The following is a 14,250-nucleotide window of genomic DNA, read 5'->3' on the forward strand; positions in this document are numbered from 1 at the left end:
ATAAGTTATAAAATAATATACAATAGGAAAAAATTTATGAGTAAATAATGCCAAGAAATAAATTTTCAACACAAGCAGAATTAAGTAAGGTAGTAAGAAACCATGGTCAGAAGAAGTGGTTAGATAGCGATAGTGCAGGTAATGGTTTTAAGGATAAGCGTTTACAGCAACGTTTTAGAAAACTACTTGAACAGATATGGAACAGTTTAGGTCAAACTATACCTCTTGCCTGTCAAGACTGGGCAAATACTAAAGCTGCATATAGATTTCTGTCAAATGATAAGGTAAGCACACAAGAGATATTAGAAGGACATTTCCGGATTACAAAAGAACGTGTATCAGCTCATAAAGAAGGAAAGATACTTGTACTTCAGGACACTACAGAGTTTTCATATAATAGAATAAAAGCTGAAGATATAGGCTGGACTCAAAACATCCATACAGGTAAGGATATAATGGGTAGACCTATCTTGCATAAAAAATGTGGTATTTTAATGCATTCAAGTTTAGCAATAACTGACAATGGTTTACCACTAGGTCTTTGTGCCATCAAGTTTTGGACACGCAAGCAATTTAAAGGAACTAATGAATTAAAAAAACGTATTAACTATACCAGATTACCTATTGAAGAAAAAGAAAGTTATCGCTGGCTAGAAAATTTGACACAATCGACTGTTCTACTGAAGGCACCACAGAGATGTGTTCATATTGGGGATAGGGAAAGTGACATTTATGAATTATTTGTAATAGCGAAAGAATTTGATACGCATTTTCTTGTCAGAATTTGTCAGGATCGGTTAATTGAAGATGGCTCTCGTACTATTACTAATAAAATGAATACGGTAAAAATCAATGGATTGCACAATATTGCGATCAAGAGCTCGGATGGTAGTATGATAGAAGTGGCCTTAGAAATCAGATATCAGAATATAAAAATACTTCCTCCTGTTGGTATTAAGCAGAAGAAATATCCAGCATTATGATGTGGCTATAGTATTCCGGACAGTTAGTATGAGACAATATTAACAGAAAGGAAATACAGTATGACAAAAACAAAAATGTATTCTAGTGAATTTAAAGAATCAGCAGTTAAATTGGCAACTGAATCGAAGCGACCTGTTATTCAGACTGCAAAAGAATTAGGTATCAGTAAGAATACTTTATATAGTTGGATAGATAAATATTCTAAACAATTTGAAGAATCAATAACAAGAACAGATGAACATCTGTATGATGAATTAAAAAGATTAAAGAAAGAGCTGGTGATAGTAACACAGGAGCGTGATATACTAAAAAAGGCTGCAGCGTACTTTGCAAAAGAGTCCCTGTAAGGTATGCATGGATAAAGAAGCATCAAGATGATTTCTCAATTGCAATTATGTGCAAATGTATGAAGGTATCACGTAGCGGTTATTATGAGTGGTTAAATAACCCTGGATGCAATAGGGATAAAGAAAATAGAGAATTAACCTGTAAGGTTAGAGCTATTTTTCAGGAAGGTAGACGAAATTATGGATCTAGACCCATTAAAAAGGCTTTGTTGAGGCAAGGCATAATTGTTAGTCGTAGGAGAATTACAAGACTAATGAATGAAGCTGGCTTAGTATGTAAAACTAAGTATAAATTTAAAGCAACTACTGATTCTAAGCATAATAAGCAAGTTGCTCCTAATTTATTGGATAGACAGTTTAAAGTTTCTAATGTTAATTGTTATTGGGTTGGTGATATCACCTATATCCCAACTGGAGAAGGATGGTTATATTTAGCAACAGTTATTGATCTATTTTCTAGAAAAGTAATAGGCTGGTCAATGAATAGTAATATGAAAGCTGATTTAGTTAATAATGCTTTGCTAATGGCAATATGGCAACGTAAACCACCTAAAAAGCTTATTTGGCATACTGATAGAGGTAGCCAATATTGTTCTGATAGTCATTTAAAACTTATAAAACAACATGGTATTATACAGAGTATGAGTCGTAAAGGAAATTGCTGGGATAATGCTGTTGCTGAAAGCTTTTTTCATACTATAAAAACAGAATTAATTTATCAACATAAATTTAAAACTAGGGAGGAAGCAAAACATGCTATATTTGAATATATAGAGGTATTTTATAATCGTATAAGAATGCATTCTGCTAACGATTATCTATCACCAGTACAATACGAAAAAATACAAAAATGTGCGTAAAAAACTGTCCGGAAAACTGTTGACAGATCATTACTACTCACAATCATCCATGCAATAGAAAAAGAAACGCCAACTAGTAGAGAAAAAATAATATGGAAGCTTGTTACAGATTTACCTGTTACAACAATAGATGAAGCCATTGAAAAACTCGATTGGTATGCCTTAACCCGGATATTGCATGAAGTGAGATTTAAAGTAAGAAATTGAGTAATTTATAATATTAGCAATGATACTTTTGTAAAAATTTTGCCAAAAAGTGCTTTGAAGCCGTTATTTTCAAATTTTAGATGTAATGCCCCTTACCCCATTTTTTCTAAGCACCGGGAACAGTGCTAATCTAGGTTATTCTAATGCTAATTTCTTCATCACATGATTCCATACCTGTCGGTAAGGATATGATGAAGATAACAAAAACTTAATACGCCTAGTATTACGGATAATTACTACCCCAATTTTTAATAATTTTAAACGTATTGTACCTATTTGTGCTTTTGCTAATGCACTACCTTGTAATAAATTACCTCTGATATATTCTACTAAAGTGTATGCAAGACCCGATAAAATCATTCTGAGCTGATTAGCCCACCATCTATGACAAGAAGTACGATCTGCAAATAATTCTAGTTGTTGCTCTTTTATACGGTTTTCCATATCACCACGACCACAGTAAACTTTGTCGTATAAATCTTCAGGTTTATCTGATAAATTAGTTACTATATACCTTGGATTTTCTCCAAGCATTGTCATTTCTGCCTTACCAATTATTCTACGTTCATGACTCCAACTACCAGCCTTATATGGAAACTCACTAAAAAGACGTTGCTTTTCTTGGGTTATAATAAATGCTGCTTTTGACTTCTCCATTGTAGGTTTCAGTAACTCATTTAGTCTGTTATTTTGGGGCATTCCTACAATATATTTTATATTATGAATATCACACCAATCAAACATCTGATGACGACAAAATCCACTATCACCACGAAAAATAATCTTTACCTCTGGCCAAGCTTGGCGAAAACGTTTTACTAACAATGATAATATTGCCCAAGAATGTTTTGCTTGATCCTGCTTTGACGTCCTAAGATAACTAACTAACAGATGCTTTCCACAAAAAACATACAAAGGTAAAAAGCAATTATGACCGTAATAACCATGATAAAACTTACCTTCCTGTTGCCCATGAATTTCATCATCCGTAGCATCAAAATCAAGTATTAGCTGCTTTGGTACTATTTTATGAGACTTAATAAATTTATCAAGCATTAGTTCATGCACTTTAATTGCAAAGTGTCTATCAGCATTGTTTTCTATACGACATAAGGTAGAACTACTTGCCATATCATCAATTGTTTCCATAGCTGTTTGCATAGCAGGACATTTTCGTAGATAATTGTGGTCATTTAAATCTTCATAACCTAATGCAATACCATAAATTCGTTGCCTCAGCATTGTTGCCATATTATGGGTAATTTTACTACCATCTCGTCTATCAGGAAATATTTTAGCAAGCTCCTCTGTTATACCAAGCCTTTTATCTGCTTCTCTTAATAACAACACACCTCCATCGCTACTAATATCACCTCCAGTGAAATTTATCTCTATTGTCCGATTTTTTACTTTGGAAAACTGGTAACTATATGCTATACAATTTGTCATGACAAAATCCTTTGTATTATTCTAATGAAATACCAGTATTATACAGCTTTACGAGGATTTTGTCTCCTATATCTCATGCAATATCCGGGTTAAGATGGAAAATAGAAACTTTTCATAAAATACTCAAGTCCGGTTGCAGAGTTGAATCATTAAAACTCAGGACAGAGGCACGCCTGAATAATATTATTGCTATATTCTGTATAGTAAGTTGGAGAATTTTTTGGATGACTATGATGAATAGGTGTACACCTAATGCACCACCAGAATTAGCTCTAACAGATGAAGAAATTACCCTAATTAATGCCTTGCCCAATAATAAAGCTAGTGATAACATACAAAACAAAACTCTTTCTTATTACTTAACCAAGATAGCCAGGCTTGGCGGGTATATGAACAGAGCATTAGACCCACCTCCTGGGAATATAGTAATGTGGAGAGGGTTGTCTAGGTTGGTTGACCTTAGGTTAGGATTTAATATTGCAATGAAAATGACTTATGGGTAATTGAAAGTGCAACAACACGGGTACAAACCACGGTATGACGCTGTACATGACTTTAATTTTACTAAGTTCTTGCCGCACCCAGAGATGACACTTATAGTAATTAACCTTTATGCTAAATTATTTTAAACCGCTATTACAAAAATATCTTCGCAGCAGATCAATAATTTTTATTTTAATGATAGTTGCGACTATTCTAGCTTGTGCTACTTATTACGTGATGTCGGTAGAGTCAAGAAAAGGCGGGCTAGACCCGAGCAAAGTTATAGGATTTATATTAGTCGATTTAGTAATTTTTTTAATTTTAGGTGTATTACTTGCTCGAAAATTTTTTCAAAGTTTTTTTACTAAGGGCGATGATCAAAATGTTTCTAAATTGCAAAACCGCATTATTATTGCTTTTAGTTTAGTAGCTACCGTACCGACTATTATTGTTTCGGTATTTTCCGCTTATTTCTTTAATTTTGGTATTCAAGTTTGGTTTGATAAAAAGATTTCCGCCGTTTTAGATCAATCCATAATAGTCGCCGAATCTTATATTGATGAACATAAATTACAGCTAAAGGAAACCGTTTTATCCGTTGCCGAAGATTTAAGCGATATGTATTATGATTTGGTGCATAATCCCGCCTTGTTTACCAAAACGCTAAATACCGAAGCTGAAATGCGTTCGCTTGATGAAGCAATAGTTTTGAATAAATCTACCAACACTATTATTGCCAATACTTTTTTAAGTTTTTCCTTATCCTTTGCCACTATACCGGCACATTTAATAAAAAAAGCGGATTTGGGTGAGATAGTGGAAGTAAAGTCCGATCCTACTAAAATCCGTATGCTGATTAAGCTCAAAGAATATAATGACGTATATTTATTAGTCGGTAGGTTGATTGACAATAAAATTATTGATCATATCGATAAAACCAACGGAGCAGCGGGGGAATATTACCGCCTTAAAAAGCAAGTTTCCGGTATGCAAATTAAATTTTCGATCATTTTTATTTTCATTGCTTTATTGCTTTTGTTAGTCGCAATAAGTTTCGGAGTTATGTTTACCGCTAAAATAGTGAATCCTATAAAAAAATTAGTTAATGCGACAGATAAAGTAAAAGACGGTGATTTAACTATTCAAGTTCCTGAAGATGAAGTTGATAAAGATGAAATAGGTGCACTCTATTCGGCATTTAATAGAATGATTAAACAGCTTAGTCGTCAACAAAGAGATTTAGTTATTGCCCAGCGGGCTCTTGCTTGGTCGGATGTAGCAAGAAAAGTAGCACATGAGATTAAAAATCCTTTAACCCCTATTTTACTTGCTTCAGAGAGATTGCTGAAAAAATTTAGTGGCGAGGTAAAAGACAGAGCGGAGTTTGAGAATTATTTACACATGATTATCCGCCATACTAACGATATAAAAAAGATTGTTTCCGAGTTTGTACTTTTTGCAAGGCTTCCTGCTCCTGTTTTTGCTCACTGCGATTTAGTAATGCTTATTAAGGATATAGTTAAATCACGTAAATTAATAAATGATAAAATATCATATATTTTTAATAGTGATATTAATTCAATCGATTTTATCTGTGATGCTACGCAGATAAACCAAATAATGACTAATTTATTAAAAAATGCCGAAGAATCAATAGAGTCCAAAAAAAATGCTACAAAAGGTAATATTTCGGTTTCTATAACATCTACGCCTTCGCTAGTTACTATATCCGTAATAGATAACGGCATCGGCTTCCCGCCGGAGCTAATCGGTAGAGCAGCAGAAGCTTACGTAACTACTCGCAATAAAGGCATGGGAGTAGGGCTTGCTATCGTTAAGAAAATAGCTCAAGAACATTGTGCTAGCTTAGATATAGCTAACCGCAAACAAGGCGGGGCAGTAATTAATATAGAATTTAATACCGAAGAATTAGCGAGCAAAATTAAACGCTTGAAAGTGTAGTGTTTTCGTGAATAACTAAACCGTTGTTGTAAGTATCTGTAGGCGTTGTTGCGTGGCTCAAAAAATGGTTCTAATGCCACGGAATGACAGAATCACCTCTTTATTTAAACGTTCGTACAGCAGTGGGCTTGACCACGGCATGACACCGTACGCTTTGCAAAAATTCAACCCACGCAACAACACCTACGACTTTCCGCAATGACGATTTGAAATAAAACAAAAAAAATAGAAATAATTTAAAAAATGTAGTTGACATAGGAGGATATCTTGCTTATAACTACTTCTACGAAGGCGACGACTTACAAAGGTTTCGCAGCTGTTTTAAAAGTAAATAATTAGATATAGATAGTGATAGCGAAATGTACATATCACTTTAAGTGATTAATTAAACCTGTCAATTTTTTGAAGTAAAAATAGACAGAATCAAACTTGAGAGTTTGATCCTGGCTCAGAACGAACGCTATCGGTATGCTTAACACATGCAAGTCGAACGAGTTAATTAGGGCTTGCTCTAATTAATTAGTGGCAGACGGGTGAGTAACACGTGGGAATCTGCCCATCAGTACGGAATAACTTTTAGAAATAAAAGCTAATACCGTATATTCTCCGAGGAGGAAAGATTTATCGCTGATGGATGAGCCCGCGTCAGATTAGGTAGTTGGTGGGGTAATGGCCTACCAAGCCTACGATCTGTAGCTGGTCTGAGAGGATGATCAGCCACACTGGGACTGAGACACGGCCCAGACTCCTACGGGAGGCAGCAGTGGGGAATATTGGACAATGGGCGAAAGCCTGATCCAGCAATACCGAGTGAGTGACGAAGGCCTTAGGGTTGTAAAGCTCTTTTAGCAGGGAAGATAATGACGTTACCTGCAGAAAAAGCCCCGGCTAACTCCGTGCCAGCAGCCGCGGTAAGACGGAGGGGGCTAGCGTTGTTCGGAATTACTGGGCGTAAAGAGTGCGTAGGTGGTTTAGTAAGTTGGAAGTGAAAGCCCGGGGCTTAACCTCGGAATAGCTTTCAAAACTACTAATCTAGAGTGTAATAGGGGATGATGGAATTCCTAGTGTAGAGGTAAAATTCTTAGATATTAGGAGGAACACCGGTGGCGAAGGCGGTCATCTGGGCTACAACTGACACTGATGCACGAAAGCGTGGGGAGCAAACAGGATTAGATACCCTGGTAGTCCACGCCGTAAACGATGAGTGCTAGATATCGGAGGAATTTCTTTCGGTTTCGTAGCTAACGCATTAAGCACTCCGCCTGGGGAGTACGGTCGCAAGATTAAAACTCAAAGGAATTGACGGGGGCTCGCACAAGCGGTGGAGCATGCGGTTTAATTCGATGTTACGCGAAAAACCTTACCAACCCTTGACATGGTGGTTACGGATCGCAGAGATGCTTTCCTTCAGTTCGGCTGGACCACACACAGGTGTTGCATGGCTGTCGTCAGCTCGTGTCGTGAGATGTTGGGTTAAGTCCCGCAACGAGCGCAACCCTCATTCTTATTTGCCAGCGGGTAATGCCGGGAACTATAAGAAAACTGCCGGTGATAAGCCGGAGGAAGGTGGGGACGACGTCAAGTCATCATGGCCCTTATGGGTTGGGCTACACGCGTGCTACAATGGTGTTTACAGAGGGAAGCAATACGGCGACGTGGAGCAAATCCCTAAAAGACATCTCAGTTCGGATTGTTCTCTGCAACTCGAGAGCATGAAGTTGGAATCGCTAGTAATCGCGGATCAGCATGCCGCGGTGAATACGTTCTCGGGCCTTGTACACACTGCCCGTCACGCCATGGGAGTTGGTTTTACCTGAAGGTGGTGAGCTAACGCAAGAGGCAGCCAACCACGGTAAAATTAGCGACTGGGGTGAAGTCGTAACAAGGTAGCCGTAGGGGAACCTGCGGCTGGATTACCTCCTTTAAAGACTAAATTAGTATATTGCTTATATTTATATAGGTAATTACTCAGTCCAATTTTTGCTGTCACTATCTTTAACTAATTATTTACGATTTAAAAAATCTATTACCTCTCTTTCTCATTTTCAGCTCCTTTATAGAATCATCAGTTAAATCCACAGTAAAAGAAGTTTATAGTTATGCGTATAATATAAACATAATACACAAGCAAACTCTACAAAATTCGATGTCAATACCTTAACGGTTAAAGCTATATAGCAACCACTAATTAAAATACTTGATTTAAGCCGCTTCAGCATATATATTATACAGCCACATAAAATGGTATTAATATGATCGATGAAGACCTGAATAAAGCAGTATCTCTTACTACATGGCAATGCAGCATAAAAATTTATAATTTCTCACTAGACAAGGCGTCGTATTTATACGACAATACAATTATCTATTTATTACCCTTATATGCAAAAAACTAAAGAGATACAATTTTTTATAACTAAAAGTGGTAAAGAAGAAATTTATAAGAAAGATTAGGTTTTATATGGAAAAATTTATAGATTATTTAAGGGACAAATTACAAGATGAAGAAATATTAGTAGCTTATATTAACATTGCTTTAGAACAATATTTTTTAGATCATAATAAAGAGCTTTTTCTGGCTACTTTAAAGGAGGCTATTATAGCTAGAGGAGGAATAACAAAAATCTCTAAAGAAGCTGATATAAATAGACAGCATATATATAAAATGCTTTCTAGTAAAGGAAATCCAAGTTTTGATAACATCGGTTCTTTACTAACCATCCTAGGTCTTCAGTTAAAAGTTGAAACTAACGCCCATTAATGATCAGTGACGAAAGAAATCGAAAACATGATACTCGCTGTTTGCCATATATTGAATCACAATAATTATTTATTGAAAAACAATAAGAAATTATTGACAAACAAGTTATTTCAATAATATATTTCTATTTAAGAATTATACGAGGTATATATGAATAAAATTCAGAAAGTGAGTTATTATGTTTCCTGGCTTCTTAACTTCTTAATTATTGCGATTCCAAGTTTTTTACTATTAAATTGGATTTTTATAGATTCAGAAATCATGAAAAATCTCTCTCATAAAGGTATTTTTGTACTTTCTTATTCCGAAGGCGGAGTTTATACTGATTTAAGTTTAATAAAATGGACAATATTCTCGAAATTTCTAGGGTTTATGGCTTATCTTTTCGGAGTATTACCTTTATTATTTAATTTATATTATTTAAAAAAGGTTTTTATAAATTATTCGGTAGGTGAAATATTTAACGTTTTAAATGCAAAATATTACAATAATATTGCGTGGATATTTTTCTTAAGTGCTGTTTTGATAAAGCCTATAGGTGATATGTTACTGACTTTTGCAGTGACTATGTCTAATCCTGTCGGACAGCGTTATATTTATCTTGGTTTTGGAACACCAAATTTACAAGATATCTTTTTTGGAATATTAGTTATTGTTATTTCGTGGGTAATGCTTGAGGCAAGCAAAATACAAACCGAATATAAATTCACTATTTAAAAAAATATTTCAATGAGTATTGTTGTAAATCTAGACGTAATGCTTGCTAAAAGAAAAGTAAGGCTTCAAGATTTAGCCGAAGCAGTGGGAATTACGGTTCAAAATTTATCAATTTTAAAAACCGGTAAAGCTAAAGCTATACGTTTTTCAACTCTTGAAAGTATTTGTCAGTATCTAAATTGTCAACCCGGTGACATTTTAGAATTTCAAGAAGTTGAATCGTAACGTTGCCGTGGATACCCCAAACGTCTGAGCTGAGCGATTTGTTATTGCATGGGATGGTTAAAAACGCTCTCGATGTCATTCTTGTACGGCATTGTTGCGTGGATACCAAAACCGGTCATGGCGAGGCACCTCTTGGTGCCGTGGCCATCCAGTAAAACATATTTTTATACTAAACTTGTTTAGTATTCTAATTAAATCCCTCATTACATTCGGGATAGCCTGGATGGCCACAGCCACTTTGTGGCTTCGCCATGACGGAGTTTCTATTAATTTTCGAGCCATGCAACAATGCCTCCGCACAATGACGAGTTTGTTTTACAAGCTATATAACTAAGTAAGATTATTTTATTTGCTAGCATCTTCCTAAATTGTTTTGCGGTATATATCATTTTTTCAAAAATATAATATAAGCTATTTAATGTGTGGTTTCATTTATTTTTTTAGTATACTATAGATAACTCTTATATAAAAAACCCATATGTCAGATTATACGGAAATTATGGGATATATTGCCGGTATATTAACTACGATTGCTTTTGTCCCGCAAGTAATTAAAACTTATCAATCTCGCTCTACTCAAAATATTTCATTATCTATGTATATTATATATTGTACTAGTGTAGTGTTGTGGCTTATTTACGGTGTTCTGATTAATTCATTGCCGCTTATTATAACAGAAATGATAACATTAATCCTATCTGGAGCGATACTTATTATGAAATGTTTGTGGAAATAGATATTGCGAGCGATTGAAAGCGTTGCTGCGTGGATAGGTTAAAGCATGTTCTATGTCATTCCCGTGAAAACGGGAATCTAGAGAATATTTAAGTGAATTATATAGTAAATTTTTATATAATTTTGTTTATTTTAAGTGTTTTTTCTGGATTCCCGCCTTTAGCTAGAATGACATACGGCACTTTTTTAGAGCCATACAACAACGCTTTCAGTCGCTCGCAATGACAATATCTATCTTTATTTTGCAACGCCAAGAAATAGTATATATTTTTTTAATTTACTTTTAAATATATGTCGCTACTTATAGCCCGTGCCAGCGTTTGATTAATTTAGTATCGATATCGAAAAAATCTAATACCCTGCTAACGGAATGATTAATTATATCTTCTATTTTTTCAGGATTGCTATAAAACGCCGGTACCGGCGGGGCGATTATTCCGCCGTAACTCGATATTTTTAGCATATTCTCCAAATGTCCGGTATGAAGCGGGCTTTCCCTAACCATTAAAATAAGTTTTCTTTTGTCTTTTAACACTACTCCCGCAGCTCTGCTAATTAAATTATTTTCCAACGAATGAGCAATAGACGCTACGGTCTTCATGCTACAAGGTGCTATTATCATGCCTAGTGTTTTAAATGAACCGCTGGAAATGGCAGCCCCCACATCCATTATATTATAATAATAACTTGCTAGGTTTTTCACTTGTTCTATAGAATATTTAGTTTCAGCATTTATAGTAAGATGAGCAGCATTTGAAATAACTAAATGAGTTTCGATATTTTGCTCTTTTAATATTTCAAGTAGCCGAATGCCGTAGATAGCTCCCGATGCACCGGAAATCGCTATAACTATTTTTTTCATACTTAAGTTTTCTATACCAAATAAGATATTATTATAAATACATATATATAAAAATAAAGAATTAGTTAGTAATACCATTAATTGAGTCTGATATTGGTTGACTAACAGTACTTTATATAGTACCATTGTAGATGAGAGAATTAAGGGAATAAATTATGACCTATTTAATTGCTAGTGAAGCTAGAAAAAGCTTATATAAATTAATTGATGAAGTAACTGCAAGCCATGAGCCTACTTTAATAAAAGGCAAGCGAAACGTAGCAGTCTTAATATCGTTGGATGATTGGGAAGATATACAAGAAACAATATTTGTAGCTTCTAATAAAGAATTAAGCGACTCAATTATTAAAGGTTTAAATACGCCTTTTGAAAAATGTAGCACAACCCTAGAATAATAATTTAAGTAAAATGTATAGTTTGTATTTTACTCAAGAAGCACGTAAAGATTATAAGTTAGTAAATAAATCTATTTATAAAATTAAAATTCAAAAACTATTAACTCTAATTGAAAACAATCCCTTTCAACACCCTCCACCTTATAAAAAATTAATTGCTTATAGCGAAGCTTATTCGAGAAGAATTAATCTACAACATAGGCTATTTTATCAAGTAGATGAAGAAGGCAAAAGAATAAAAATTTTACGCATGTGGAGTCACTATGGTGATAATTAATTTATATACCTAATTATGCAAATAGCTAAAATATTATTACCGCTACCAAAATTATTCCCACTCGATTATGAAGTGCCAAACGAGTTAGAACTCCAAGTAGGGGATTTGGTAATAGTGACTTTTAGAAATAAAGAAGTAACAGGGATAGTATGGGAGCTTAATGTTACTTCCAATAAAGAAAAGCTAAAATCTATCAAAGAAAAAATACCGCTGGAATTTAGGCTTAACTCGGAAATTTTAGAATTAATAAAATGGATGAGTGAGTATTATTTAAGTGAATTAGGAGGGATTGCTAAATTAGTACTGCCCATAGATATTGCCGAGAAACCGATTAAGGTTAAAGAGCAGTTAATAAAAACGGATTTTACATTGCCGGATTTATCTAGCGAACAGCAGCAAGCAATCAAGTTAATAAAGCAAACCGAGAAGCCGGTGATAGTTAAGGGGGTTACCGGCTCCGGTAAGACGGAAGTTTATTTTAACCTAATTGCCGATTACTTACACCAAGGAAAGCAAGCATTAATTATGTTGCCGGAAATTGCTTTAAGCATGCAAATTATTAACCGCTTTACCGAGCGTTTCGGTTTTGAGCCGGTAGTGTGGAATTCTGAAGTTACTAAAGCGAAGAAGAAAGCGATTTTAAGAGGGATATTAAGCGATAAGGTTAAGATTATAATAGGAGCACGTAGTAGCCTTTTTCTGCCGTACAAAAATCTTGGTCTAATCGTTATTGATGAGGAACATGACGATTCTTATAAACAGGATGACGGTATATTATATAATGCACGAGATACGGCAATAATAAGGGCGGGGCTTGATAAGGCACAAATTATTTTATGCTCTGCTACGCCTTCTATTGAAACGATGTATAATGTAGAGCAAGGAAAATATCAGTTAATTATTCTAGCTTCTCGGTATAAAGATGCAGCTATGCCGACAATAGAAATAATTGATATGAAAAAGGAAAATTTATCAAAAAATTCTTATTTGTCTAAGCCTTTAATAACGGCTATTGCTGAAAATCTAAAAAATAATAAGCAAATATTGCTATTCCTTAACCGCCGAGGTTATGCACCTTTAATGCTCTGCAAGCTTTGCGGTCATCGTTTTACTTGTAAATCTTGCTCAAGTTGGTTAGTGCTGCATAAAGGAACTAGAAAACTTGAATGTCATCATTGCGGTTATACAAGCCAAATTCCTACTAACTGTCCTGAATGCAAGGAAGACGACGCACTGACAATTTGCGGTCCCGGAATAGAGCGAATAGAAGAAGAGGCAAAATTACTTTTTCCGAATAGTAGAATTGCAGTAATTAGTAAAGATCATTTAGGGAAGCCGGAAAAGATAGCCGAATTACTGCATAAAATGGAGCATTCGGCGATTGATATTTTGATAGGGACGCAAGTAATAACAAAAGGCTATCATTTTCCGAATCTTACCCTAGTCGGGGTAATCGATGCCGATCTTGGCAGTAGCAACGCCGATTTACGTTCAAGTGAGCGAACATACCAGTTGCTTCATCAGGTAGGGGGGAGAGCAGGGAGAGGAGAAGCAAAAGGCATCGTATTAATGCAAAGCTATTATCCCGATAATATGATTTTTAGTCATATTATTAACTCCGATGAAGAGGCATTTTTTCAGTATGAGTTGCAAACAAGAAAAACCGCAGATATGCCGCCTTTTACCAAAATGGCTTCAATAATTTTATCGGGTATTGATGAGCATAAAATACTGGCAATAGCTAAGAATTTAGTGAGAATTGCCCCAAATACTAGGGCAAAAATTCTTGGACCCGCTAGCTCTTTAATGTCAAAACTTGCCGGTAAATATCGTTTCCGAATCCTTGTTATAGTGGATAAAAAATTTAACTTACAAAAATATTTAAAATTTTTGCTAAGTCTGGTAAAAATCCCTTCATCTTGTCATGTCAAAATCGATATTGATCCTAAAAGTTTTTATTAGAAGGTAAACGTAAACCGTCATTAC

At 34.9% G+C, this 14,250-nt stretch carries 13 protein-coding genes and 1 rRNA gene; 12 read left to right on the forward strand and 2 right to left on the reverse strand.

The window, feature by feature from the left end:
• The first annotated feature begins 47 nt into the window (after positions 1-47).
• Together AAGD48_RS01875 and AAGD48_RS01880 are read left to right on the forward strand one after the other, a co-directional pair.
• On the forward strand, positions 48-983 hold the full coding sequence (locus AAGD48_RS01875; RefSeq protein ID WP_341790226.1) for a transposase DNA-binding-containing protein: 936 nt from the start codon (positions 48-50) through the stop codon (positions 981-983).
• Between the two features lie 60 nt (positions 984-1,043).
• Positions 1,044-2,191, forward strand: a protein-coding gene (locus AAGD48_RS01880) for an IS3 family transposase (RefSeq protein WP_410526007.1) whose coding sequence is annotated in 2 segments (ribosomal slippage) — positions 1,044-1,290 and positions 1,290-2,191 — 1,149 coding nt in all. Because the reading frame shifts where the segments join, the coding sequence is not laid out codon by codon here.
• Positions 2,192-2,533: 342 nt separating this feature from the next.
• Here AAGD48_RS01880 and AAGD48_RS01885 read toward each other — a convergent pair.
• On the reverse strand, positions 2,534-3,847 hold the full coding sequence (locus AAGD48_RS01885) for an IS1380 family transposase (protein ID WP_341789277.1): 1,314 nt from the start codon (positions 3,845-3,847) through the stop codon (positions 2,534-2,536).
• A gap of 59 nt (positions 3,848-3,906) precedes the next feature.
• Between AAGD48_RS01885 and AAGD48_RS01890 the strand changes: the two genes are divergently transcribed.
• The 7 genes from AAGD48_RS01890 to AAGD48_RS01920 all read left to right on the forward strand — a co-directional run bounded on the left by AAGD48_RS01890 (position 3,907) and on the right by AAGD48_RS01920 (position 10,731).
• Positions 3,907-4,350, forward strand: coding sequence for a hypothetical protein (locus AAGD48_RS01890; protein WP_341790227.1), 444 nt, complete (start codon positions 3,907-3,909; stop codon positions 4,348-4,350).
• 109 nt (positions 4,351-4,459) lie between these two features.
• The gene (locus tag AAGD48_RS01895; protein ID WP_341790228.1) at positions 4,460-6,292 is read left to right on the forward strand and encodes a PAS domain-containing sensor histidine kinase; all 1,833 of its coding nucleotides are present in this window, start codon (positions 4,460-4,462) and stop codon (positions 6,290-6,292) included.
• Positions 6,293-6,717: 425 nt separating this feature from the next.
• A 16S ribosomal RNA gene (locus AAGD48_RS01900) occupies positions 6,718-8,216 on the forward strand.
• 537 nt (positions 8,217-8,753) lie between these two features.
• A complete protein-coding gene (locus tag AAGD48_RS01905; RefSeq protein WP_341790229.1) occupies positions 8,754-9,053 on the forward strand; it encodes a transcriptional regulator in 300 nt (99 codons plus the stop codon).
• 150 nt (positions 9,054-9,203) lie between these two features.
• The gene (locus AAGD48_RS01910) at positions 9,204-9,770 is read left to right on the forward strand and encodes a DUF2975 domain-containing protein (protein WP_341790230.1); all 567 of its coding nucleotides are present in this window, start codon (positions 9,204-9,206) and stop codon (positions 9,768-9,770) included.
• Positions 9,771-9,782: 12 nt separating this feature from the next.
• The gene (locus tag AAGD48_RS01915) at positions 9,783-9,995 is read left to right on the forward strand and encodes a helix-turn-helix transcriptional regulator (RefSeq protein WP_341790231.1); all 213 of its coding nucleotides are present in this window, start codon (positions 9,783-9,785) and stop codon (positions 9,993-9,995) included.
• 478 nt (positions 9,996-10,473) lie between these two features.
• The gene (locus AAGD48_RS01920; RefSeq protein ID WP_341790232.1) at positions 10,474-10,731 is read left to right on the forward strand and encodes a SemiSWEET transporter; all 258 of its coding nucleotides are present in this window, start codon (positions 10,474-10,476) and stop codon (positions 10,729-10,731) included.
• Positions 10,732-11,031: 300 nt separating this feature from the next.
• On the opposite strand, the gene AAGD48_RS01925 is transcribed toward AAGD48_RS01920, so the two are convergent.
• Positions 11,032-11,592: a flavin prenyltransferase UbiX gene (locus tag AAGD48_RS01925; protein ID WP_341790233.1), complete on the reverse strand. Its 561-nt coding sequence runs from the start codon at positions 11,590-11,592 to the stop codon at positions 11,032-11,034.
• A gap of 155 nt (positions 11,593-11,747) precedes the next feature.
• On the opposite strand from AAGD48_RS01925, the gene AAGD48_RS01930 reads away from it, so the two are divergent.
• From AAGD48_RS01930 to AAGD48_RS01940, 3 genes are read left to right on the forward strand one after another with little or no spacing between them, the layout of a single operon-like run.
• Positions 11,748-11,987 (forward strand): type II toxin-antitoxin system Phd/YefM family antitoxin, encoded by a 240-nt coding sequence (locus AAGD48_RS01930; RefSeq protein ID WP_341790234.1) that lies wholly within the window; start codon positions 11,748-11,750, stop codon positions 11,985-11,987.
• A gap of 13 nt (positions 11,988-12,000) precedes the next feature.
• A complete protein-coding gene (locus tag AAGD48_RS01935) occupies positions 12,001-12,264 on the forward strand; it encodes a Txe/YoeB family addiction module toxin (protein WP_341790236.1) in 264 nt (87 codons plus the stop codon).
• 15 nt (positions 12,265-12,279) lie between these two features.
• Positions 12,280-14,226, forward strand: coding sequence for a primosomal protein N' (locus tag AAGD48_RS01940; protein WP_341790237.1), 1,947 nt, complete (start codon positions 12,280-12,282; stop codon positions 14,224-14,226).
• Positions 14,227-14,250: the final 24 nt, after the last annotated feature.

This window comes from Rickettsia endosymbiont of Polydrusus tereticollis, assembly GCF_964026385.1.
Lineage (GTDB): Bacteria > Pseudomonadota > Alphaproteobacteria > Rickettsiales > Rickettsiaceae > Rickettsia.

Coding starts and splice junctions, on each gene's coding strand:
- AAGD48_RS01905 (WP_341790229.1), top strand. CDS start 8,754: ATGGAAAAATTTATAGATTATTTAAGGGACAAATTACAAGATGAAGAA.
- AAGD48_RS01895 (WP_341790228.1), top strand. CDS start 4,460: ATGCTAAATTATTTTAAACCGCTATTACAAAAATATCTTCGCAGCAGA.
- AAGD48_RS01935 (WP_341790236.1), top strand. CDS start 12,001: ATGTATAGTTTGTATTTTACTCAAGAAGCACGTAAAGATTATAAGTTA.
- AAGD48_RS01885 (WP_341789277.1), bottom strand. CDS start 3,847: ATGACAAATTGTATAGCATATAGTTACCAGTTTTCCAAAGTAAAAAAT.
- AAGD48_RS01930 (WP_341790234.1), top strand. CDS start 11,748: ATGACCTATTTAATTGCTAGTGAAGCTAGAAAAAGCTTATATAAATTA.
- AAGD48_RS01910 (WP_341790230.1), top strand. CDS start 9,204: ATGAATAAAATTCAGAAAGTGAGTTATTATGTTTCCTGGCTTCTTAAC.
- AAGD48_RS01875 (WP_341790226.1), top strand. CDS start 48: ATGCCAAGAAATAAATTTTCAACACAAGCAGAATTAAGTAAGGTAGTA.
- AAGD48_RS01940 (WP_341790237.1), top strand. CDS start 12,280: ATGCAAATAGCTAAAATATTATTACCGCTACCAAAATTATTCCCACTC.
- AAGD48_RS01920 (WP_341790232.1), top strand. CDS start 10,474: ATGTCAGATTATACGGAAATTATGGGATATATTGCCGGTATATTAACT.
- AAGD48_RS01925 (WP_341790233.1), bottom strand. CDS start 11,592: ATGAAAAAAATAGTTATAGCGATTTCCGGTGCATCGGGAGCTATCTAC.
- AAGD48_RS01915 (WP_341790231.1), top strand. CDS start 9,783: ATGAGTATTGTTGTAAATCTAGACGTAATGCTTGCTAAAAGAAAAGTA.